General features: G+C 61.3%; 14 protein-coding genes. 7 read left to right on the plus strand and 7 right to left on the minus strand.

The genetic code is table 11. The annotated features are described in order from the left end of the window. Position 1: 1 nt before the first annotated feature. From clpX to KGJ62_07770, 5 genes are all read right to left on the minus strand, one after another. Positions 2-1267, minus strand: coding sequence for an ATP-dependent Clp protease ATP-binding subunit ClpX (gene clpX, locus KGJ62_07750; protein MDE2126467.1), 1266 nt, complete (start codon positions 1265-1267; stop codon positions 2-4). Positions 1268-1327: 60 nt separating this feature from the next. Further along, on the minus strand, positions 1328-1939 hold the full coding sequence (locus tag KGJ62_07755) for an ATP-dependent Clp protease proteolytic subunit (protein MDE2126468.1): 612 nt from the start codon (positions 1937-1939) through the stop codon (positions 1328-1330). A gap of 44 nt (positions 1940-1983) precedes the next feature. After that, positions 1984-3381, minus strand: coding sequence for a trigger factor (gene tig / locus KGJ62_07760; protein ID MDE2126469.1), 1398 nt, complete (start codon positions 3379-3381; stop codon positions 1984-1986). Between the two features lie 136 nt (positions 3382-3517). Then, on the minus strand, positions 3518-3997 hold the full coding sequence (locus KGJ62_07765) for a hypothetical protein (protein ID MDE2126470.1): 480 nt from the start codon (positions 3995-3997) through the stop codon (positions 3518-3520). 108 nt (positions 3998-4105) lie between these two features. Beyond that, complete coding sequence (locus KGJ62_07770; protein MDE2126471.1) at positions 4106-4930, minus strand: C40 family peptidase; 825 nt, start codon at positions 4928-4930, stop codon at positions 4106-4108. Positions 4931-5057: 127 nt separating this feature from the next. Between KGJ62_07770 and KGJ62_07775 the strand changes: the two genes are divergently transcribed. From KGJ62_07775 to KGJ62_07795, 5 genes are all read left to right on the plus strand, one after another. Next, the gene (locus tag KGJ62_07775) at positions 5058-5699 is read left to right on the plus strand and encodes a DUF1361 domain-containing protein (protein MDE2126472.1); all 642 of its coding nucleotides are present in this window, start codon (positions 5058-5060) and stop codon (positions 5697-5699) included. After that, on the plus strand, positions 5696-6796 hold the full coding sequence (locus tag KGJ62_07780) for a Gfo/Idh/MocA family oxidoreductase (GenBank protein MDE2126473.1): 1101 nt from the start codon (positions 5696-5698) through the stop codon (positions 6794-6796). The genes KGJ62_07775 and KGJ62_07780 overlap by 4 nt, the downstream gene beginning before the upstream one ends. Positions 6797-7397: 601 nt before the next feature. Beyond that, complete coding sequence (locus KGJ62_07785; protein ID MDE2126474.1) at positions 7398-9644, plus strand: polysaccharide biosynthesis tyrosine autokinase; 2247 nt, start codon at positions 7398-7400, stop codon at positions 9642-9644. A 4-nt stretch (positions 9645-9648) separates the two neighbouring features. Further along, positions 9649-10824, plus strand: a complete 1176-nt coding sequence (locus KGJ62_07790) for an SLBB domain-containing protein (protein MDE2126475.1) — start codon at positions 9649-9651, stop codon at positions 10822-10824. Positions 10825-11141: 317 nt separating this feature from the next. Beyond that, positions 11142-13361, plus strand: a complete 2220-nt coding sequence (locus KGJ62_07795; protein MDE2126476.1) for an O-antigen ligase family protein — start codon at positions 11142-11144, stop codon at positions 13359-13361. An 858-nt stretch (positions 13362-14219) separates the two neighbouring features. Here KGJ62_07795 and KGJ62_07800 read toward each other — a convergent pair. Further along, on the minus strand, positions 14220-17279 hold the full coding sequence (locus tag KGJ62_07800) for an exo-alpha-sialidase (GenBank protein ID MDE2126477.1): 3060 nt from the start codon (positions 17277-17279) through the stop codon (positions 14220-14222). A 482-nt stretch (positions 17280-17761) separates the two neighbouring features. Between KGJ62_07800 and KGJ62_07805 the strand changes: the two genes are divergently transcribed. Together KGJ62_07805 and KGJ62_07810 are read left to right on the plus strand one after the other, a co-directional pair. Further along, positions 17762-18787 carry a YncE family protein gene (locus KGJ62_07805; GenBank protein MDE2126478.1) on the plus strand — a complete coding sequence of 342 codons (1026 nt, stop codon included), beginning with the start codon at positions 17762-17764 and terminating at the stop codon, positions 18785-18787. Positions 18788-18850: 63 nt separating this feature from the next. Then, entirely contained in the window at positions 18851-19768 is a 918-nt protein-coding gene (locus KGJ62_07810) for a dihydrodipicolinate synthase family protein (protein ID MDE2126479.1), read from the plus strand. 138 nt (positions 19769-19906) lie between these two features. Here the strand turns inward: KGJ62_07810 and KGJ62_07815 are convergent, their stop codons facing one another. Further along, on the minus strand, positions 19907-21313 hold the full coding sequence (locus KGJ62_07815; protein ID MDE2126480.1) for an alpha-N-arabinofuranosidase: 1407 nt from the start codon (positions 21311-21313) through the stop codon (positions 19907-19909). Positions 21314-21407: the final 94 nt, after the last annotated feature.

Raw genomic sequence — 21407 nt, forward strand, 5'->3', positions numbered from 1 at the left:
CTCACGAGGCCTGCCGCAACTGCTCGCGCGTGTACAACTCAGGCTGGGATCGGGTTTGCACACAGTCGGCGGTGATAACGCATCGCCGCACTTCGTCATTCGACGGGATTTCGTACATCACGTCGAGCATCACTTCTTCCAGGATAGTGCGCAGCGCGCGTGCACCGGTGCTGCGAGTCATTGCCTCCCGCGCAATAGCCCGAACGGCCTCGGGCGTGAACGCCAACTCCACATTGTCCAGTTCAAATATGCGCGTGTACTGCTTCACGAGCGCGTTGCGTGGTTCCTGTAGAATCCGTACCAATGCGTCTTCGTCCAGCGCTTCAAGAGTGGCCAGCACCGGCAGCCGACCGATGAATTCAGGAATCAGTCCAAACTTGAGCAGGTCGTCCGGCATCACCTGCTGCAGCAGTTGATTGTTTCGGTCGTGCTGATCGGCGCGTCCGGACACCTGCGCCCGAATTCCCATGGCGCGTGTGTGGACGCGACGCCCAGTCAGCTCGGCCAGCCCTTCAAAGGCGCCGCCGCAGATGAACAGCACGTCGCTGGAATCAATCTGCACGTACTCTTGCTGCGGATGCTTGCGTCCGCCCTGGGGAGGTACGTTGGCTACCGTGCCCTCCAGAATCTTCAACAGGGCCTGCTGCACACCCTCGCCGCTTACGTCCCGCGTAATGCTTGGGTTATCACTTTTACGGGCGATCTTGTCGATCTCGTCGATGTAGATGATGCCCCGCTGCGCCGACTGCACCGTCTGCTCCATACTCCCACCGACATCGGCGGCCTGCAGCAGCTTGAGAAGGATGTTCTCAACATCCTCACCCACATACCCGGCCTCGGTAAGCGCGGTGGCGTCGGCCATGGCGAAGGGCACCTGAAGGATGCGCGCCAGCGTCTGCGCCAGCAGCGTTTTGCCGCAGCCGGTTGGCCCAATGAGCAGGATGTTGCTCTTCTGAAGCTCCACATCGGTGCTGACGCTGGAGATGCGCTTGTAGTGGTTGTACACGGCCACGGAAAGCGACCGCTTGGCTCGCTCCTGACCAACAACGTATTGACTGAGCGTTCGGTAGATCTCTTGCGGCCTCGGAACGCCTCCCGGTATCGGCAGCGTGGTGGTTTCGCCCGCCGGCGCATCGTTTCGGAGCAAGTCGTTGCAGCGACCCACGCATTCCAGGCAGACGCTGCCGTTTTGCCCCACGATGAGCTTTTTGACCTGCTCCCGGGTTTTGCCGCACAGGACGCAGCGGCCCTCAGTCGGTTTTGTCACAGAATGCCCCCAATGTTGCGATAGCCGGCGCGGACCAGGCCTGCCAAGGTACGTACGATACTACCGCTCACCTCGCTCCGCTATTTTGTCGATGAGCCCGTACTCCAGCGCCTCCTGCGGAGACATGAAGTAATCACGATCCATGTCGCGGCGCACGCGCTCTTGCGTTTGCCCGGAGTGGTGAGCCAGGATCTCGTTGATGGTGTCGTGCATCCGAACCATCTCCTTCAGTCGGATCTCGGCATCCTGAACGGGGCCCTCAAAGCCGCCCGAGACCGCGTGTATCATGATGCGCGAGTTGGGTAGTGCGTAACGCTTACCGGTCCGCCCACCGGTTAGCAGTACCGAAGCCATAGAGGCCGCAAGGCCGACGCAGATGGTTGCTATGTCGCACTTTACCATCTGCATCACATCGTAGATTGCCAGCCCAGCCGAGACGCTGCCGCCCGGACTGTTGATGTAGACATCGATATCGGCGTCGGCATCCTCCTTCTCAAGGAAAAGAATCTCGGCGATCACCAGGTTTGCGAGGTGGTCGCCGATCGGCTCTCCGATAAAGATAATGCGATCCTTGAGCAGGCGTGAGTAGATGTCGTACGCTCGCTCGCCACGCGCACTTTGCTCCACCACCATCGGAATCACGTTGTCCGGACGCCAGATCGATTGCATCATGTTTGGGTTATCGCTTCGTGTTGTATTGACCATATTGAACAGGCTCAGCTATCTTCAGCTTCTGTCGAAGCGGGTGCCGAATCCGCAGCGGGCTCACCACCGCTTTCGGTTTCCGCCCCCTGCCCGCCCGCGGCCTCGCCGGCCCGTTCCGTTACGGGCTCTGCATCCACAACGGTATTGTTGTTCAACAGGAACGCACGTATCCGCTCGGTCAGAATGCCCGCCGAGACCGCACCCTCCAGCCGGTTGGCCGCGGCTCGGCCCGAAAGCAGGCTGCTGGGGATCCGCTCTTGCTCAACCATCTCCGTGAGACGCTCGTCCACCTCGTCGTGGCCAACCTCGATGCCGTTCGCTTTCGCGATCTCATTGCATACCAGTACGGATCTGAGTCGCTGCTCCGCCGACGGACGCAGGCGCTGCAGAATGCCCTCCACGTCGAGGTTGTTTTGCTGCAGGTAAGCTTCCAGCGAGCTGCCGTTCTGCTGCAAGTCGCGATCCAGGTGCCGCGCAAGTGTCAACGCCTGTTCGGTGACCATGCCTTCGGGATACTGAATCTCCGAGGATTCAATGATCTGCGACAGTAAGTCGGACTCAACAGCCTGGAGCGCGGTCCGTTGATTTCGCGCAATGAGATTTGCTGAAATCGTTTCTCGCAGCGCAGCCACGGTCTCCACGCCGGCCACCTTCAGGGCGAATGCGTCGTCGACTGCTGGAAGCTCCGGCGCATTGATTCGATGCAGGGTAACGGTGACCTGACCCGATTTACCGCTGGAAGCATCCCCCTCCGTTGAATCCGGCGCCGGCACCGCGAAGGTACGGGTTTCGCCAATCGCCATACCGATGATTTCACTTAGAAACGGCTCGGACCCGGATCCCGCGTGGGCGAGCTGCCTTCGTTGCGGCTCCGGTTCACCGCCTTCCTGCGCCCACGTGGCGTCTATCACCAACGTGTCACCGGCTTCCACACTCCGCCCAGTGACATCGGCAAGGCGCGCATTCGACTCGCGCATCCGCTGAATCACTGCGTCAACATCGGCTTCGGTCACCTCAACTACCGGGCGCCGGGCTGTAAGGCCCTTGACGGGACCAAGCTTTACAATCGCGTCAAGTTCAACTACGGCTGACCATTTGTAAGGCTCGTTATCCACCATGTCGCCGGCATCCACATGCGGATCACCGTTTGGCGTGAGTTGCTTCTCGTCAAGCGCCTGCCTGCCCGTGTTTAGCAGCACAATGTCGCGCGCCCTCTCCCGGACGCGGTCACGGTCTGCAAACTGCTCGACGATGTTTCGAGGCGCCTTGCCGGGCCGGAAGCCCGGTACACGGACAGCGCGGCCGGCCTCACGCCACGCCTGCGCGAACGCGCCGGAGACCTCGGCGGCATCTACCTCAACCTCGAGCTTTACCGTACAGGGGCCGACGTTCTCAAGTTGAACCTGCATGAATTACTCTGCTAACAGCGTGGAGCCGGACTGCCGTGTTGTGCAAGTGCGGCAGTTCAACCGCCGGCTCACGGCAAACCCCGCTTCATCCGTATAAGCGGGGTCGTGATGATCGATTACCGTGTTCACCGTCGCTCTAACCGCCCGATTCTCCATCGGACGCCGGCGCATCGGACCCGGCTTTTTCCGCCGCGGCCTTTGCACTCGTGGCTCTTGGCGCTCGAGCAGGCTTTTCTCCCTTGACGGCCTCGGGTGAGGCGGCCTTCGGCGAAGCCGCCTTTGGGGTCCTGGCTGGTGCCGGCTTGTCGGCCGTCGGTGATGCTGCCTGTACGGCAACCGGCGTAGCTGCGGAGGCCGCACGAGGGGCCCTGGCAGCACGAGCCGGTTTGGTTTCTGTGGCAACGGCCACCGGCGCAACCTCGGTCACTGCAGCTTCAGCCACCGTCGGAGCGACCGTTTTCTTTGGCCTCGGCGCCTTTACGGGGGCTACGGCAATTGTGGTTTTCGGCGCGCGCAATGTGGGCGTGCTTGCCGCCTTGGCAGCCACGGCCAGCTTTTTCAGTCGCTCGGCCTCACGCTTCCGGCGGTGCCGGATCTCCTTCGATCGAATTCGCACTGGCAAGATTCTCCCCGGCCGGCTTGGTCTGAAACGCGGCCGCTACTCGTGTGGTTATACCAGAGCGGTTGCCCCCCCGTCAATCAGCACGAGCGCAGGAGGCGCCCCTCAGGCGCTGCACCGCCAGGCGGAAACCTCCTCATATCTACTTCGCATTGCCGCGCTGTGCCGTCTTACTATTTCCACGCCGTTGACCGATGCGTGGACGAGGCGTTCCGAAGAGAGGCAGAGGGCAACATGCGTGATGGCGCGGCTGGATGTGCCGGCGGCCGCCCGAAAGAAAACCAGATCTGCAGGCTCCAGTGCCTCTGCAGCGGTTATCACCCTGCCGCCGGATGCGCCTGCCTGCATCCAGGCATCACGTGGCAGCCGGACGCCGCACCAGCCGAACACACGCTGCACCAGGCCGGAGCAATCAAATCCAAATGGCGTGACGCCGCCCCACAAGTACGGCGCCCCGGCAAAACCGGCTGCCAGGCGACAAACCGTTTCGGCAGCAAAAGCTGGTCGCTCAACCGTTACGCAGCATGCATCCACGGTGCCGAACCTCCAGCCACGCGGTTGCGGCCACGCCACGGCAAACCTGCCTGCCGGTGCGCGAGCGCGAATACGAAGCACTTCCGCGCCAAACGGCGCCAGGAGCGAGTTCGCCACAACCGATCGCCGCGTGAACGTCGCAAACGCCGAAGACACGTATGCCGGCTCCCCGCTGGGCCGTTGGCCAGCCGTGGCTGCCATTTGAAGGTGACTGCGGAGCAGCCAGCCCGTATAGCCGTCCGGCGTTTCTAGCCGGACGAATGGGCCGGAATGCTCCAGCACCTGCACAGTTTCGCCCAACACCGACTGGCTGACGACCTCAGCCCTTTCATGAGGCTCGGCTCGAAGGCTCGAAACAGTTAGCGCGGTTGTTGCCCGTCCAATTCGCATCTCCATGCAGATAGTTTGCCCCTTAACGCGCCACAATGGTGCGGACGATTACCGACTTGACCCAGGTTGAACTCCGGGTCGACCGCGCTCACGATGCCCGGAGCAGTAAGGCAGTACTGGAGGTGAGCAAGGCATGCAGTCGTATCACTGGATCCTCTGGAATGTGATGTTGGCGGCTGTTCCGGCAGCTTGCGCGTACGTGATGGAGGCTGGACTGAAGGTTGCGCGCAAACTGCACATTCCAGCGGCTGTAGTACTGGCGCCGCTCGCTCCGGTATGGCTTGCATTTCTTCCCAACTCGTGTTATCTGCTCACCGAGTGGCGGCACTTTCTTTTTGACCGGCCGTACACCGCGATGCGCGCCGCAGCCGCCGTGGAGCATATCAAGCGGTTGGACGTCGCCGTCTGGGGGCTCTACTTTGTGCTGTACGCGGCTATCGGCGCGCTCTGCTTTGGCCTGGCAATTCGCCCGGTGGCGCGGATGATGGGCAGGCGCCGAGCGTTAAGGGCGCTGGCAGCTGTACCGTTCTTTTTTCTGGTCTCGCTCGGCGTCTATCTCGGACTGATTGTGCGTCTTAACTCGTGGGATCTGGCGCGACGGCCGGCTTTGGTTTTGCAATCGGCACAAGAGGCGCTGTCGCGGCCGATACTGGCCAACGCGATACTGGTGTTTGCCGTGCTGCTGTACCTACTCTACATGACGGTGGATGTATGGATCGATGGACTTGCACTACGTATCGGCAGCGTTCACCTTGCTGGACGGAGGAGCGGATGAATAGACCCGTCAGGATCGGGATGCTGTCGTTTGCGCACGGTCACGTAGGCGTTTACGCGCGCGAACTGGCTGCGCGCGACGACGCCGAATTGACCGCGTGCTGGGATTCCGACACCGACCGGATGCATGCCATGGCCGCGACTTTCGGCATGCAAGCGGAGCCCGACCTGGATCGATTTCTGAGCCGGGATGACGTGGAGTGCGTCATCATAGGCAGCGAGACGGCCTACCACGCCCGGCATGCTGTGATGGCCCTCCGCCGCGGTAAGGCGGTGCTGCTGCAGAAACCGATGGCTCTCACCTTGCCGGAGTGTGACGAGATCATTCGGGAAGCAGCCGCCGCGGGCCGCTGGTTCAGCCTTGCATTCCAGATGCGATGCGACCCAGTGAACATCGCGATACGCAGCATCGTTCAGTCTCACCGGTTGGGACGGCTGATCTTTATCCGGCGACGCCATTGCATCGGCGTGCTGTTCAACGATCAGTTCGTGAATGGCGCAACCCGTTGGCATACCGAGCAATGGGCAAACCGCGGCATGTTTTTTGACGACGCAATTCACGCAATCGATTGGCTTACGTGGACGCTGGACCGACTGCCCGAATCGTGCACTGCCGAGATATCTAATACGATCGGTCGCATCGAAACCGACGACACCGGCGTGGCGATCTATCGGTACAGCGACGGCTTGACGGCCACGGTAATGAACAGCAGCGTTATCCTTGCGGGTGAGAACACGACCGAGATATATGGCGATAAGGGGGTTTTGATCCAGAACCACGGCGATGGCCCATCATCTTCATGCATGCCGGCTTGCGGAGGGTGTGCCCTAAAACTCTGGGAGACCACGGATTCCGGATCCGGCTGGACCGACCTGGGCCTCCCAATCCAGCAGCAGGGTGAGCGAATCGCCGCGGTTGTTCCTGTATTCCTGAGCGCCTATCGAGCCGGCGTCCCGATGTGCAGCGCCCAGGAGGGCCGCAGATCGGTGGAGATGTGCCTTGCCGCCTACCGGTCATCGCATTTGGGGCAGCGCGTGCGGCTGCCGCTGACGCACGATGAACTGGATCGCGTACCGGCGCCGCCGGGCCAGGGATGAACAACAGCCGGGACGGGATGCGGCGCTTTATAGCAGGCCGACCACAAAGCGCGTAGCCGTCGCAGAACGCCCTTCGCTGCCGACCGGCGCGCCTGTCTCTCGCTGCAGCCTTGCCCAGTGGGAGCCGTCTCAGACGTTTTCGACCGAAGCATCGCCCAGCAACGTGAGAGCGCCCGGAAGACTGTGACTCTATCGCAGGCGCAGACCAAACACAGAAGAGTTATGAAATACTGCCGTCTGCAAACCGGTGCCTGCGCAGGAACAAACTGCAGCCCAGCCGCGTCGAACGGACCAGCACTTCCCTACCGACGAGGTCAGGGGGTTTGGTAGCTTGTCGCGCCATGTCGCCCGTCAACCGGCTTGACACATACGCGATACTAGGATAAACTGCTTTTCCTTCCGCGCGTTTCGCTGTGTGCGGTCAGGAGGCCGCGCATGGCAGCAACACAGGTCGCCGGCGCCCAGCATGAAAGGCGCACTGCGTAACAAGCCAGGTCGGTGGAGCGGATACGATAACCTGTCGAATACCATTTCGCGACCCCGCCCTACGAGCCCTTGTTCCTGCATCCCCACTTCAGGCATTGTTGAGGAATAGTCACCTATGAGAGATGAGCTGATCGACAGCGGCCCCCAGTTCGGAATCCGCGAATACCTTGAGATCCTTCGGCGACGCAAGGCGATCATCATCCAGACGCTGGTACTGGTGATGGTTGTTGGTCTCATCGTAACCTTCATGACGAAGCCGCTGTATCGCTCCACGACAAAGATTCTGGTCGAGGGGAAAAACATGGTGGTCGCCAGCATCAATGCCAACGACCCGATGAGCAACCTCTATCAGCCGGACGTGGGACATGAGGTTCCGACGCAGCTGGAAGTAATTCAGAGCGCTTCCGTAGTCCGCAGCGCCATGGATGAAGCCGGCATTCCGCGGACGGTGCCGGGGCAGGTGGGCTCACCGGCATACCTCTCCGCCTCACAGGTGAATGACACCGACGTTCTGGAAGTGGATGCGGAGTCGCATAATCCAGAGTGGGCCTTTGCACTTGCCCGTACCATTGAGCCAACGTACCTGACGTACGTAACCGGCAACCAGAAGGAGCAGGTGCTGACGGCCCTGCGCTTTGCATCGGACCAGTTGACCAAGGAGAACAAGGCGCTTGAGAACTCTGCGAACGCGTTAGAGGCATTCAAGCAGCATGCCGGCGTCGTCGGCGTGGAGACGGAGAAGGCGGCCCGCATCAACGATGAGATCACCGCGCAGGCAACCGTGCGTAGTATTGAGGGCGAGCTGGCCGCCAATAGGGCGCGACTTGCCTCCCTGCAGGGCGATCTCACCTCGACGCCGGCGATGGTGACAACACCGCAAACCGTTACAAATCTGCAAGAGATCCAGAACGCTCAGGATCGGCTTGCGCAGCTTCAGCAGGAGCGTGCGCGTCTGCTTGTAAACTACAAGCCGAATTCGATACCACTTCAGAAGATTGGCGCGCAGATCGCGGACGCCACAACGGTTCTGAACTCGATACCGAAGACGGTATCCACGATCAGCCGGCAGGTGAATCCCGAAGTTCAGAGCATCCAGGATCGTATTTCGCAGGCACAGGCTGACGTAGCTTCTTCAACGGCATCGTTGGCAGCCGCACAACAGAAGGCTGCGCAGGTTTCGGCGGGACTCGGTCGCTTTTCCCAGATTGAGCACACGAATACCGACCTTCAGCGGGAGTACGACAAGCACTCAGCCGCTGTTGACACGCTCAGCACAATGGTGCTCGATCTGCGGCTGCGGGCCAATGCCGAGCACGACCCGGTTCTCACGATTTCCGCAGCTACGCCTCCGACTCTGGTTCGACCGCAGAAAGCGCTGTATCTTGTTCTCAGCCTGGTGCTCGGGTTGGTGCTGGGCGTGGCATTTGCCGTAGTTCAAGACTTCCTGGACGACAGGATCCGCGATCCCGAAGAGGCACGGCGCATTACCGGCTCTCCGCCGCTGGGTTATGTTCCGCTTGCAGGTAACCAGAGCGCATTGCTTATCGAGCAGCCGCGCAGTGGCCTCGTGCTGGAGAGCTTCCGTGTGCTTCGCTCCAACGTGGGATTCGCGGCTGTAGATGCCCCGACAATGTCGCTCACCATCACCAGCACCGTTCCATCTGAAGGCAAATCACTAACATCCACCAATCTTGCCGTGGCCATGGCGCTGGATGGGCGGCGCGTCATTCTGGTTGACGCCGACTTGCGGCGCCCAACGCTTCACCGTAACTTTGCCGTGAACAAGCATCCGGGCTTGACCAACATCCTGCTCGGTGAACTGAAAGCCAGCGAAGCCCTGATTGATACACGGGTCGAGGGTCTGCGCCTGCTCACATCCGGGCCGGTGCCGCCCAATCCCGCCGAGCTGCTGAACTCACAGGCAATGCGTCACCTTCAGAACGAGCTCAAGTCCATGGCGGACGTGGTGATTTTCGACAGCCCGCCCTGCCTGGCAACTGCCGACGCGCAGGTACTGGCCAGCGGAACGGATGGAGTTATCTACGTGATGCAGTTCGGCGCCGCCAAGAAGTCTGAGGTGCGCCATTCGTTCGACTTGCTCAACCAGGCGCACGCACGCATGCTCGGCATCGTATATAACAAGGTAGACACTTCGGGTCGGAGCGGCGGATACTACTATGGCTACTATAGCCACTATAAGTACTACGCCTCGCCAGCGGCCGACGACCCCGGTGATGTTGGGGAAGGCGCGGCGGTTCGGTCGATTGGAGCCAATGGCGGCAACGGTTCGCATAACGGCGCAGCCCGGCAAAATGGCTCAGCCTCACATGACAAGCCGCAAGACGCCAACGGCAAGGAGTAGCGGAATGAAGAGGCACAGCCAAATTGCGGCTACGGCCGGCGCCATCGTCTGTTTGGCGCTGGCGTGGCGCGCCGCAGGGGCTCAGGAGACACCATCCTCCTATCGGCTTGGAGCCGGCGATGTGATTGAGGTTACCGTACCTAACTATGTGGATACGGAAAAGGACCTGGATCAGGTACTTACCGTCTTGCCGGACGGCACTATCACCTACCCCGAAATCGGCCGTGTGGTTGCGGCCGGCATTACGCCCGAGAAACTCGGCGCCGAGATACAGACCGTGCTCAGCAAGACGCGCAACAACGCGGACGTGCTGGTGATTGTCAAGGAGGTTCACTCCCGTAAGGTGAGCGTGGTTGGCGCCGTACACCAGCAAGGCCAGTACGACCTGGGACCAGGCTGGCGCGTTATGGACGCGATAGCCGCGGCCGGCGGACTTTCGACCGAGGTTCAGTGGACCAAAGGCCGATTGATCCGCGGACCATCTACGGTCGCGTTGAACCTTGTCGAGGCGCTCGCCCTGCCGAACTCCGACGCCAATCCAACGCTGCGCCCGGGCGACCTCGTTATTCTGGACCAGCAAGACGTGCACAACCAGGTGCATGTGCTGGGAGCCGTGGCGCGGGCCGGCGCGTACGATCTCGAACAGAACATGACGCTCTTCTCGCTGCTCTCTGAGGCCGGCGGCGCGTCGGACAATGCAGCCCTGAAGCAGGTGTATGTATTGCGTAACGGCAAGCAGATACCGCTCGACCTGTACCCGGTGCTGGCGGAGGGCCGTGATGACCCAACCATCTCCACGTTCACGATGCATCCGGGCGACACACTCTTTGTACCGGTTATCCAGGCACAGTACGCGGTGATGGGCGATGTGCTCAAACCCGCCTACTACACGCTGCCGGAGAATCCCGCAGACGCCACGCTCCTCAAAGCCCTCAGCAGGGCCGGCGGTCAGTCAGCCGATGCCGACCTATCCAGAGCTGTGATCATCCATACTGCCGGCGGCCAGAATACAACCCAGAAGGTGAATATCGCGCAAATGCTCCAGCACGGGGATCTTGCCCCAAACCTGCGCCTGGCCGGTGGCGACGTGCTCTTCATACCGCCGAAGGGTCAAAAGCGGACTTTCGCAGATTTCTTCTATGCGCTCAGCGGTCTCTCGTACCTGCGAACCTTGTTCTGACAGTCGGCTCGTGAGCCGGTATCCACCAGCAAACGGGGCGGCAAGGCCGCCCCGTTTGCGCATCCGGCGGTAATTGTATAGCGCGGTTCGCGCAACGCCGGCAGTTTTTTAGCGACCTACCCGATATTTCACCCAGATGGCACTCTTTTGGGTGTACAATATGGTGCTGCCACTGTGCCGGGGATGGCAGCGCTGTACTCCCCGGCATTACCCTAAACCCGCGCATGCGGATGTGCAAGGCACCGCATGCCATTTCGTGGACGGTTTGGCGCGGATGTGTAAGTCACCGTGCCGGCCGGCCAGGAGAAAGTTCAGGAATGAAACGAAAGACTGAAACCTGGTGGGCGCAAGTGCTGCAGAATCGCCTCATAGCACTTGTCCTGGCGATGGTGGTCATAGTACCGCTGATCGCCACTCCCGCCGATGGCCGCATCCATGGTGTGGCCGCATTCGCGTTCGAAGGATTGGCGATCCTTCTCTTTGGCACTCTAATCCTGCGGTCCAAGTGGGACCTTCGGCGGGAGAAGATTGTCGCGTTTCTCAAAACAGGCCCGAACCTGCCTATCCTGGCGCTTGGCGTCCTCGGTGGTATTTCGGTTCTGTATGCAGCCCACAAGGGATATGCAGAGCAGGCGCTCCTTCAACTGGTCGCCGGCATTCTGATCTACTTCGTGGCTGCGTACCAGTTCCGCAGGTCTGAGCACCTGACCAAACTGGTAGACACTGTCATGGCGGTAGGAGCTGTCGCAGCGATCTACGGCTTTGTGCAGTACGGGCTTTCGAGCACGCACTCGGTAGTCGGACCGTTCGGAAACGACCAGCTGATGGGCTCGTTCCTGATGATCCTCCTGCCGCTGCTGGGCATCACCGCCCTTACCGAGAAGTCACCAGCACGCAAAAACGTGGCGATGGTGGTTACGGTAATGGTGGGCGCATGCCTCGCACTTGCCCACTCACGTAGCGCGTGGCTCGGCCTTACGGCCGGCGCCGCCGTTATTGGCGTACTGGCAATCGTGCTTGCCCGCCGCGGCACGCAGCTCTTCGGTCGGAAGGCCGACGTGGTGCTGCCGATCGCGATGGTGATTTCCGCCATTGCGCTGTTCCTGTTCCTGGCGCCGAACAGCGGCTCGATCCTCGATCGGGTTGCCTCAATCGGCAACGCCAACGGCCAAAGCACCTTCATTCAGCGCGAAACCCAGTGGGCCGGCAGTCTGAAGATGGTTGCTAACAAGCCAATCCTGGGATACGGCATCGGCCAGTATCCTCCGGATCAAGCGGCATTCACTCACGTGGGTGTTACAACCGCCGGCGCCAAGCTGATGGGCAGCAACGCAGTGCTCCTGCCATCGCTTCTCGAGCAGGCTCACGACTACTATCTGCAGCTTACGGCAGAGCTTGGCCTTACGGGCCTTCTGCTGATGCTGGCGGTTCTCGGCTCGTTCCTGACATTGGGCCTCATGAAGGTTCGATCGATGGACGCGGGCGTGCGCCGCAACGTACTTCTCGCCTCGATCGCCGCTATCGTTGCCTTTATGGTTGACGCAATGGCGAGTCCGTCGTGGCAGTTCGGTCAGATTTCGATGTTTATGTGGCTGATGCTGGGCGTTGGCGTAAGCTGCGCGCGCGGTCATCAGCGCCGGGATCGCGAAGAGGCAGAGGTAGCGGCGTCGCCGCGGCTCAGCCGGGCTACCGCCCTCGTGGGCGCAGGCCTTATGGCAACCATGCTTCCCTCCGTGGTCTTCGCGAACATCGGAAACCGCTATGTGCCGCCGGTTAGCGCCACGCTGGGCGCCAGTCCGGATCCTGATCCGGGCGGAACACAGATCCAGCTGCAGGCGATCGTGCGATTCAACGATGGAAGCACCGTTGACTTCACCAACGACCCGAGCACGGCAACCTTCTCAGCGACGCGAGTCCGCGGCACGGGCCCGGTCGGGCAGCTGGGCGGACCGAACAACAGCGTGTACAGTCCGGCAGCCGGCGAAAACGATGAGATCCTCTTCAAAGTGAATCTCAGCGTGCTCGTAACCAGCCGGCAGACCGGCGGCGGTACGATCCACATGCTTCAGGCGTCCCGCGCCGTTGCCGTTGGGAACTTCGTAGTTACAGGTTCCTCGAGCAACACCGGCGCAGCCATCGCGGGCGGCATTGGCGGCGCAGCGCTTCTTTATGAAGTGTTCGCGGCGCATGGTGGTCCTGCCGCAGGTGGCGGAACCGGGAAGAATGTGCTGATTCGGCCAGGTAACGCATCGGTAACTGAGGGGCAGAGCCAGGCGTTTACGCTGTGGGCACGCGTCAACGGCGACAAGCTTGTTGACGTTACGCTCAGCAAGTACACGCGGTTCACGGTGGAAGGTGGCCACGGCTACCTGACCGGCCCGAACGACTCGGTCTACCAATCGGTTGCCGGAGAGCCGGAATCGGTTACCGTGACGGGCGAATACAGCGGCCCCGAAGTTCAGGGCAGCGATACCAGCTCGCTTAAGGTTACCGAGGCCATACCCGGACCAGCAGGTACCAACGCAGGCGATCCGTAATCGCCCATCCGCTGCAGAGTGGACGGGCCTTGCACCGCCTTCCATTCGACGCATAGGATAAAAGGCCGCCGCCCAGCAGTGGGCGGCGGCCTTTTTGTCAGATTGTCGGACACGCTCGTAATCTCGAAGGTGCGTGCCCTCTATTGTCCGGCGGGTAGAAACCGTCAGGCTGGCGCCGCAATGCCGCCGTCGGCCTCGCCTGAATTTCGACGGTCGGCAAGCGCCGGCAGATCCCTCGCAGCGCTCCTGTTAACAGCGCACCACGGCGCTAAGCTAAAAACATTGGCTGGTGGAGAGTGTACGGCGACCAGACGCCCAACTGCTGGTAATGTGCCGCGCCGAACGCGTTATTTCAGCCCGGTAGTCGCAATAGCTCCAAGTGACCCCTCCGACAAGCGCTCCTCACACCGGAAGCATCTACGCGCGGAACAGCGGCGTAAGCGAATGGGAGATTGCCAAATCCGGGTATGGCTGCGAGGCAGTTAACTAGTTCAAAACCACACAACGGCGAACCACCGCTCGGTGTTAGGCTCACCACGTGCATGCGACTCAAGCGGAAGGTGGCCACGGGCTACCAACGCGCGTGAGTAGCCCGGTCTACCAATAGGTTGGCGGCGATCCGGCAACCGTTACCTTAGCAGTCTCGTACGCAGAGGACCGGAAGTTCAGGGTCACGCGTGCCCCGCCTTTCCGGCGGTGATTACCGATCTCAACGCGATCAAGACTAATGACACTTCGCGGTACTCGCTCGTCCACTGCACGATCGATTTGCCCCGCGTTGGCCAGTATCGCAGGCAATTGAGGTGGGGGGTCGCTGTCGACCACCCCACCCCAATTTGTCACCGTCTCGGCCGCAGGTTACGGGTTTACCGTAATATACGCCGCGCGGGCAATGGAGAGGTAGGTGCCCGTGATGCGAACCACTGTGGTGACGGCTGGCGGTGATGTGACCACACGGAACGTCACGGAGCTGGAACCGGCCGGCACCAGCACGTAGCGCGGCGGCAAAGCCACGCCCGGCGCAGATGACACCAGCCTCACGGTGACACCGCCAACCGGCGCAGTGCCGGAGAGGCGCACCGTACCGGTGGCGGAGGCGCCGCCGACCACCGTGGAGGGGCTGATGCTGACCGACACGAGGTGTACCGGCTGAGGGGTAACCGTGAAGGCCGCACCCAGCGAGGTCCCGCCGCCTGGCGTTGGATTGGTAACCGTCACTGAGAAAGTGCCTGCCACTGTGAGATCCGTCGCCGGGATGGCGGCAGTGAGCGACGTGCCGCTGTTGAATGTCGTCGTGAGCCCCGCCCCATTCCATTTTACGACGCTGGTGCTTACGAAACCGGTGCCGGTGACCGTAACGTTCGTCGCGCCGGTTCCCGCCATCACGGTCGACGGCGACAGACTGCTTATGACCGGCGATGGGTTGTTGATCGCAAACGACAGCGCATTGGATGCCGCGCTTCCCGGGTTGGTGGCCGTCACGGACGCCGTGCCGGTTGCCGCGATGTCGGTTGCCGGCACAGTGGCCTGAAGCTGCGTAGGACTGGTAACGGTGGTCGTGAGGCCGGTTCCGTTCCATGCCACCACAGCACCGCTCTGGAAACCGGAACCGTTTACCAGCAGCGTGAAGCCCGGCCCGCCAACAATGGCGGACGAAGGTGAGAGGCTGGTCAGGGTTGGTGCGGCCGCGGCGAGCGAGATTTCCCATGCCGACCGGCCATGCGTGTATGCGGCCAACAGGTTCAAACTGGAGTTGAACGCCAGATCAGCAACCTGCGCATCGGCCAGGCCCGTGCCGAACAGGCTCCATTGCGTGGCCACGGTCGACTGATACACGCCATCATCCGTTCCCACCCAGACGGTGCCGTTCGTCCAGTTAACCTTGATCGCGTTTGTAGGTATGTCTGGCAGGTTGCCGGTTTCGTCCGTCCATGAGCTGCCGCTGTTCGAGGTAAAGAAGACGTGTCCCGTGCCGGCGGAACCGGTAAACCGGTCCCGCACGATATAGGCCTGTGCCGCGTTGGCCGGATTGACGCTGATATCCTGAAAGTGATCGGTGAAACCGGTCACATTCCTGGTCGCCCACGAACCACCATCGTTCGTCGTGACGTAGATGGAGCCGCCTGCGGAGGCATAGACTGTGCTTCCGCTCACGCCTACGCAGTTCACGGTGGCACCAGGGTTGTTAAACCCGCTACTGCCGGCTACGCCGATTTCTTTCCAGGTCGTGGTGTCATTTGTGGTTTCCCAGACGCCGGTTGTGGGAAACAGCAGCCGCGAGGAGTTGGACGGATCCATCGTAAAGTGCGGGTAAAAGTCGGAGCTTTCGCCGCTCGGCGGCCCGGCGGAGTTCCAGGTGCTGCCGCCATCGGTAGACTTGGCGAGGTCGTTACCACTGTATGTGTGGTACATGATGAGCGGGTTGGTCTGGTTGATCTTGCAGAATCCCCCATCGCCGCCATCAATCTCGGGCCAGATGGTGTTGTTGTTGTACTCCTCGGTCCCGTCGTCCTGGCTTCCGGCTAAGGCGAACAGCGAGTTGGTCGGATGCAGGTCACCGCCGGTGAATTGAGTGGTCGCGAGGTTGCCGTTGATCGACTCCCACTGCAGGTTGGCGGGGCTCAGGGTGTCCAGCCGCCAGATGCCTCCGTCGCAGCCATTCAGCAGGCGGCCGGAGGCATCAAAGGTCAACGAATGTTCATCCGTATGCGGTCCGTTACCGGAGGAGTCGCTCTGAACGTTGCTCCACGTCGTGCCGCCATCCGTCGACTCCGCCACGTTTTCGCCGCTGAAGTCGCCGGCGCCGGCGATGAAGACCACGCTGGCGTTAGTTGGGCTCACGCCGATCGGCATGTCGTACCATGCCTGTGGCTGCGCGACGTTGGGCGCAGAAGTCAACTGCGACCAGCTCGTGCCGCCATTGGTCGTCTTCCAGACACCAAGGATTCCGCTTGTGCTGATATTCTCCACAACGCTATAGATCGTGCTGGGCGCCGATGGAGCAATCGCAATATGGATCCAGCCAACATTGCCATTGGTGTGCCCGTTGGGGTGGCCGGACAGCAGTGTCCACGTGCTTCCACTGTCCGTAGATTCGTAGACGCCGTTGTTGGCGCTGCCCCCGACGTTTCCGACCGCACAGTAGACGGTACTCGGCGTTGTTGGGTTTATAGCCACATCGCTGAATGGGTCGATCGACGTTGTAATCGCCGACGTCATCTTGGTCCACGTCGAACCGCCGTCCGTCGATTTGTAGATACCGGGACCGCCGCCGTAGCTTCCGTTCGCGCCGAAGTCTCCCATGGCTGCGTAGACGATGTTCGCGTTTGTGGGATCGACCGCGATACGCGACGTTGTCATACCGACGAATGCACCGCCTCCGGTTTCTAATGTCCACGTAGAACCGGCATCGGTAGAGACCAGAATACCGAGGCCATACCGTGAGTCACCGGCATTGTTGGCCTCACCGGTACCGGCATAGATCACGTTGGCGTTGGATGGCGCTACAGCGATAGCGCCCATCGCGAGGTCGGGCTCCGTGTCCGTCAGGGGCACCCAGCTCGTACCGCCGTTGGTCGTTTTCCATACGCCGCCGCCGGCCGGCGCCAGATAGATCGTATTTGCATCGGTGGGGGAACCGGCCGCGTCAGCCACCCGGCCGGACATGCCGGACTCTACGCCGAAGCCGTTGAACTCCATAAGCGGCGCAGGACCGATAAGCTGCCACGTTCCACCCAGCTGCGGTGTGTAAAAACCACGCGGCGGCGGAAGCGTCACCTGGTTGAGGAGCATTTGACTGCGCGTCGCGCGCACGTGCAGGATGGGCCGGTGGTTCTGTGCAATTGCCGGAAGGCAGGGGGTGAAACAGGCAGCCAGCGCGCTTGCCAGTACGGCCGATCTCCGAATTGAAGCGTTCATTACAGGTCTCCGTAGATTCAAAACACATGGGCGCTTCCACCAGATACCGGGCGAACGCCTCCGGCGCGTGGAACCCATCTGTACGGCGATGGCCGGCGCTGCGGTATGACGCCACCTACCCTTCCGCTACGAGGCGGGGTGGTGCGAGATAAGACGCGCAGTTGAGCCGGTTCGATTGTCCTTGCCGCCGATGCGGCTGGTTCAGCGGTGTATTCACCACCGGAGATGGATTATACTCCTTTGTTTTGCCAGGCAATTCGCAAAAAACATCGGGCAGTGCTCGCGCGTAGTTAGCAGGAGGTCGCCACTTTCGCCGCGTGACGCGGGCGACATCGTATGTCGCGCGACACCGGGAGATACTGAGCTCTTCGGCGTGACGCTCCGGTGCTCGTTGCTTGGCGCGGGCACGGGAAGCACAGGCTGAAGCGCTCTGCGACCTGGCCGGTACGGGTCTGCAAGGCTGGCTTGACAAGAGGTCTCAAATGCGGAGCTCGGATGTTCGATGCTTGATCGGCGTACAGGCGGTGACCTGCGTATTGGTCTTTCTCCTGCTCAGTTGTCCGGAAGCAGGCTGTGCGCGCAGTACGGCTCCTCCCGTCCTTCACATGGTTGCAGACGTACCGCTCCCAGGGGCGACGACACGATTTGACTATCAGAGCTACGACCCAACCGCTCACAGGCTCTACATCAGCCACATGGGTGATGGCGCGTTAATCGTATTCGATACGCTTACACGGCAGGTCGTGGCTGTAATTCGTGGATTGCCCTCTTGCACGGGTGTTCGCGCAGTACCGGCACTTGGCCGCGTATTCGTCAGCTCTCCGGGCCTCCATGCCGTAGCTGTGTACAACAGTCAAACCCTCCAGCGCATTGCCCTGATACACGGCCCGCGTTTTCCAGATGGCATCGCGTGGTCTCCCGCCGACGACAGGGTCTTCGTCTCAGACGAGTCGGGGCGCGCCGTTTGGGCCATCGACGCCGTGCACAACCGGATACTCCGGCGCATTCCGCTGGATGGCGAGGCCGGGAACACGCATTACGATTCCCGCCAGCACCTGGTATACACCACCAACCAGACGGCCAACGCGCTAGAGGCGATAGATCCTGTGCGGCTGGCGGTGAAGGCTACCTACCCGCTCGCGATCGGCAGGGGCAGCCATGGCTGGCTGATCGACGAAAAGCACCAACTGGCCTACATAACCTGTGAGGATGATGCAAGCCTGCTGGTTTTCAATCTGGCGACGCATCGGATCATGGCAAGTTACCGTGTGGGCGCCGGACCGGATGTGCTGCGAATGGATGCCAATCTTCACCGCCTCTATGTGGCGTGCGAGTCCGGTGTCGTGAATATCTTCCGGCAGGCTGGTGACCACCTGGCTGAGATTGGTTCGTTGACCGTCCCGGCGGCACATACCGTCGAACTGGATCCAAATACCGGACTGGTCTACCTGGCGCTCAAGGATATTCACGGACACGCAGTGCTTCGCATCTTGAGAGAGGTTCACTAGCGATTGGATTCTGCACCCGACGCGCTGTGCGGCGGGCAAGCGGACGCGGCGGCAGGCCATACCATGGAAACACCGGAAGCAATTCGGAGCGGGCTCATTGCACCACCACACACGCCGTTCACGCCGGATGGCAATCTGGACACGTCACGGATTGTACGCCAGGCCGACCGGTTTGTTCGCACCGGCATCACCGGGGTCTTCGTTTGCGGCAGTACCGGCGAGGGTCTTTCCCTCACATCCGCCGAGCGCCGGACCGTGCTCGAGGCCTGGGTTGCGGCTTCCGCAGGCCGCCTCGTCGTCATCGCGCATGTCGGCTGCACAAGCGCACAGGAAGCGCGGGAGCTCGCAACGCACGCGAAGGCAGTGGGCGCAGACGCGATAGGTGCGCTGCCACCGTTCTACCACAGCCCGGCTACCATTGAAGACCTCGTGCGGACGATGCGGTTTATCGCCGACGGTGCGGTTGATTTGCCATTCTACTACTATCACATTCCCATGTTATCGCACGTACAGCTCCCGATGCTGGCCTTCGCAGATCAGGCGGTAGAGCAGATACCGAACTTTGCCGGCATCAAGTACACGCACAACCACCTTGTGGAGTACACCGCGCTGCGCGAGGCGCATCCAGACCTTGCGATGTTCTGGGGTCTGGATGAACTTCTGGTTCCTGCAATGAGCTGCGGGTGCGTGGCCGCGGTGGGCAGCTGCTACAACCTCGCCGCACGGTTCTTCCTCAAGATGATGGCAGCTTACCGGGGTGGTGACCTGCAGGACGCGCTGGCACACCATCAAACCGCCGTACAGTTCGTCTCGAAGTTACTGCCGCTCGGCGTTGTGCCCTCCCAAAAGGCGATCCTGGCTGGGCTGGGTCTGGACCTCGGGCCGCCACGCCTGCCGCTTCGGTCGCCGGATCCCCCGGAGGCTGCGCGATTGTTCGATGCCGTCAGCAGGCTCGGTCTACTGGACGTGGAGCCGCAATAAGGTCACGGCGACGAAACCAGCGCGCACTTCCGCGCGACGGTCACTTCAAATCCAGGTCACGCTTTGAGATCGGTTAGCGCCGGTCAATTAGCCGCTCCCCGCACAGCCTCCGCAACCTGAGACGTGTCCGGTGCGCGGCTACAGCTTGACGCTTAGGCGCGTCACCGATGCGGCGGGTAGTGTGACCACGTCACTCTCCTCATCGTGTTGCAGCGGATGGCTGGCGACAGCGTCAGGATGCTGGAACGTGTTGTGCGCGTGATAATCACCACCGGGTGCTGCGAGCGTCTCAGCCGCCGTTATCCTGACACGGCCGCTCGCGGCGCGAAGTTGAACATCAACCGGACACGTGGCGGAGCTGTTTGTCAGCGTCAATGTGGCGGATCCGCGTGCCAGGCTCGAGGCCGAAGCTGCCACCAGCGGCATGTCAAACCGGCCGGGCGCCAGCTCGGAATCCACCTGTGTTCGCAGCGCATCGGCGCCCTGATGCGGCGCGAACATCCGGTACACATGCCATGTTGGTGTGCGAACAAGGCGGTCTTCCTCAGTCAGCAGCACCGCCTGCAGTACATTGATGGTCTGCGCTATGTTCGCCATGGTCACCACTGCAGCATGATTGTTGAAGATGTTGAGCGTAATGGCTGCGACCAGAGCATCGCGGATGGTGTTCTGCTGCCACAGGAACGAGGGATTCTCGCCAGGCGTTGCAGGATGCCATGTGCCCCACTCATCAATAATCAGGCCGATCTCACCGTCCGGGTCGACCTCGCGGAGCGCAGCCGACTGTGCCCGAATGAGGTTCTCGATGCCGGCGGCCCTGGCCAGCAGCTCTGTCCACTGGTCCTCGGTGTATTCCAGTGCCGAGCCGGCGGTGCCGCAGTAGTAGTGCGCGGCGAAGCCATGCACACGCTCGCCTTGCCCGTAGTCGCGCCGGAGGCGGGCAAAGAATCGGCGCGTCCATTCCAGGTCATTGCCATTTGGTCCGCACGCAATCAGATGGAGTTGACTGCCGCTGTAGTTCCGCATGAAGGTGGCGTAACGCCGATAATCTGCGGCATAATCCTCGGGCGAGAGGTTACCGCCGCAGCCCCACAGCTCGTTGCCCACGCCCCAGAATCGCACCTTGAAGGGTTCGGCGCTCCCGTTTCGCGCACGAAGCTGCGCCAGCGAGCTGTCGCCGGCATAGTTGCAGTACTCAACCCAATCGCGCAGCTCGCGAGGCGAACCGCTGCCAACGTTGCCACACAGATACGGTTCCGCGCCGGTCATGCGACACAGATCGAGGAACTCGTGTGTACCGAATTCATTCGATTCCAGCGTCTCGCCCCAGTGGATATTCACCGTGGTGGGCCGATGCTCGCGCAGGCCGACCCCGTCGCGCCAGTGATAGTCATCGGCAAAGCAGCCGCCCGGCCATCGGATTACAGCCGGCCGTATTTCCGACAGTGCCTGGATCACATCATTGCGTATGCCGCGTGTGTTCGGAATGCGCGACTGTTCGCCAACCCAGCATCCGCCGTAGATGCAGGCGCCGAGATGCTCCATGAAGTGGCCATACAGATTCGGCGAGATACGGCCGATCGGCTCATCCGCCAGGATCGTTACCGTGGCTGTAGTCAAAAGCAGCTCCCCAGATTCA

This window comes from Armatimonadota bacterium, from assembly GCA_028871815.1.
In the GTDB taxonomy this organism is placed as follows: Bacteria; Armatimonadota; Chthonomonadetes; order Chthonomonadales; family Chthonomonadaceae; genus REEB205.

Bases quoted from the DNA above. Each gene is read 5' to 3' on its own strand.
- KGJ62_07755 (MDE2126468.1), bottom strand. From the start codon at position 1,939: ATGATGCAATCGATCTGGCGTCCGGACAACGTGATTCCGATGGTGGTG.
- tig (MDE2126469.1), bottom strand. From the start codon at position 3,381: ATGCAGGTTCAACTTGAGAACGTCGGCCCCTGTACGGTAAAGCTCGAG.
- KGJ62_07800 (MDE2126477.1), bottom strand. From the start codon at position 17,279: ATGAACGCTTCAATTCGGAGATCGGCCGTACTGGCAAGCGCGCTGGCT.
- KGJ62_07775 (MDE2126472.1), top strand. From the start codon at position 5,058: ATGCAGTCGTATCACTGGATCCTCTGGAATGTGATGTTGGCGGCTGTT.
- KGJ62_07790 (MDE2126475.1), top strand. From the start codon at position 9,649: ATGAAGAGGCACAGCCAAATTGCGGCTACGGCCGGCGCCATCGTCTGT.
- KGJ62_07810 (MDE2126479.1), top strand. From the start codon at position 18,851: ATGGAAACACCGGAAGCAATTCGGAGCGGGCTCATTGCACCACCACAC.
- KGJ62_07805 (MDE2126478.1), top strand. From the start codon at position 17,762: ATGCGGAGCTCGGATGTTCGATGCTTGATCGGCGTACAGGCGGTGACC.
- KGJ62_07795 (MDE2126476.1), top strand. From the start codon at position 11,142: ATGAAACGAAAGACTGAAACCTGGTGGGCGCAAGTGCTGCAGAATCGC.
- KGJ62_07770 (MDE2126471.1), bottom strand. From the start codon at position 4,930: ATGGAGATGCGAATTGGACGGGCAACAACCGCGCTAACTGTTTCGAGC.
- KGJ62_07780 (MDE2126473.1), top strand. From the start codon at position 5,696: ATGAATAGACCCGTCAGGATCGGGATGCTGTCGTTTGCGCACGGTCAC.
- KGJ62_07815 (MDE2126480.1), bottom strand. From the start codon at position 21,313: ATGGAGCATCTCGGCGCCTGCATCTACGGCGGATGCTGGGTTGGCGAA.
- KGJ62_07785 (MDE2126474.1), top strand. From the start codon at position 7,398: ATGAGAGATGAGCTGATCGACAGCGGCCCCCAGTTCGGAATCCGCGAA.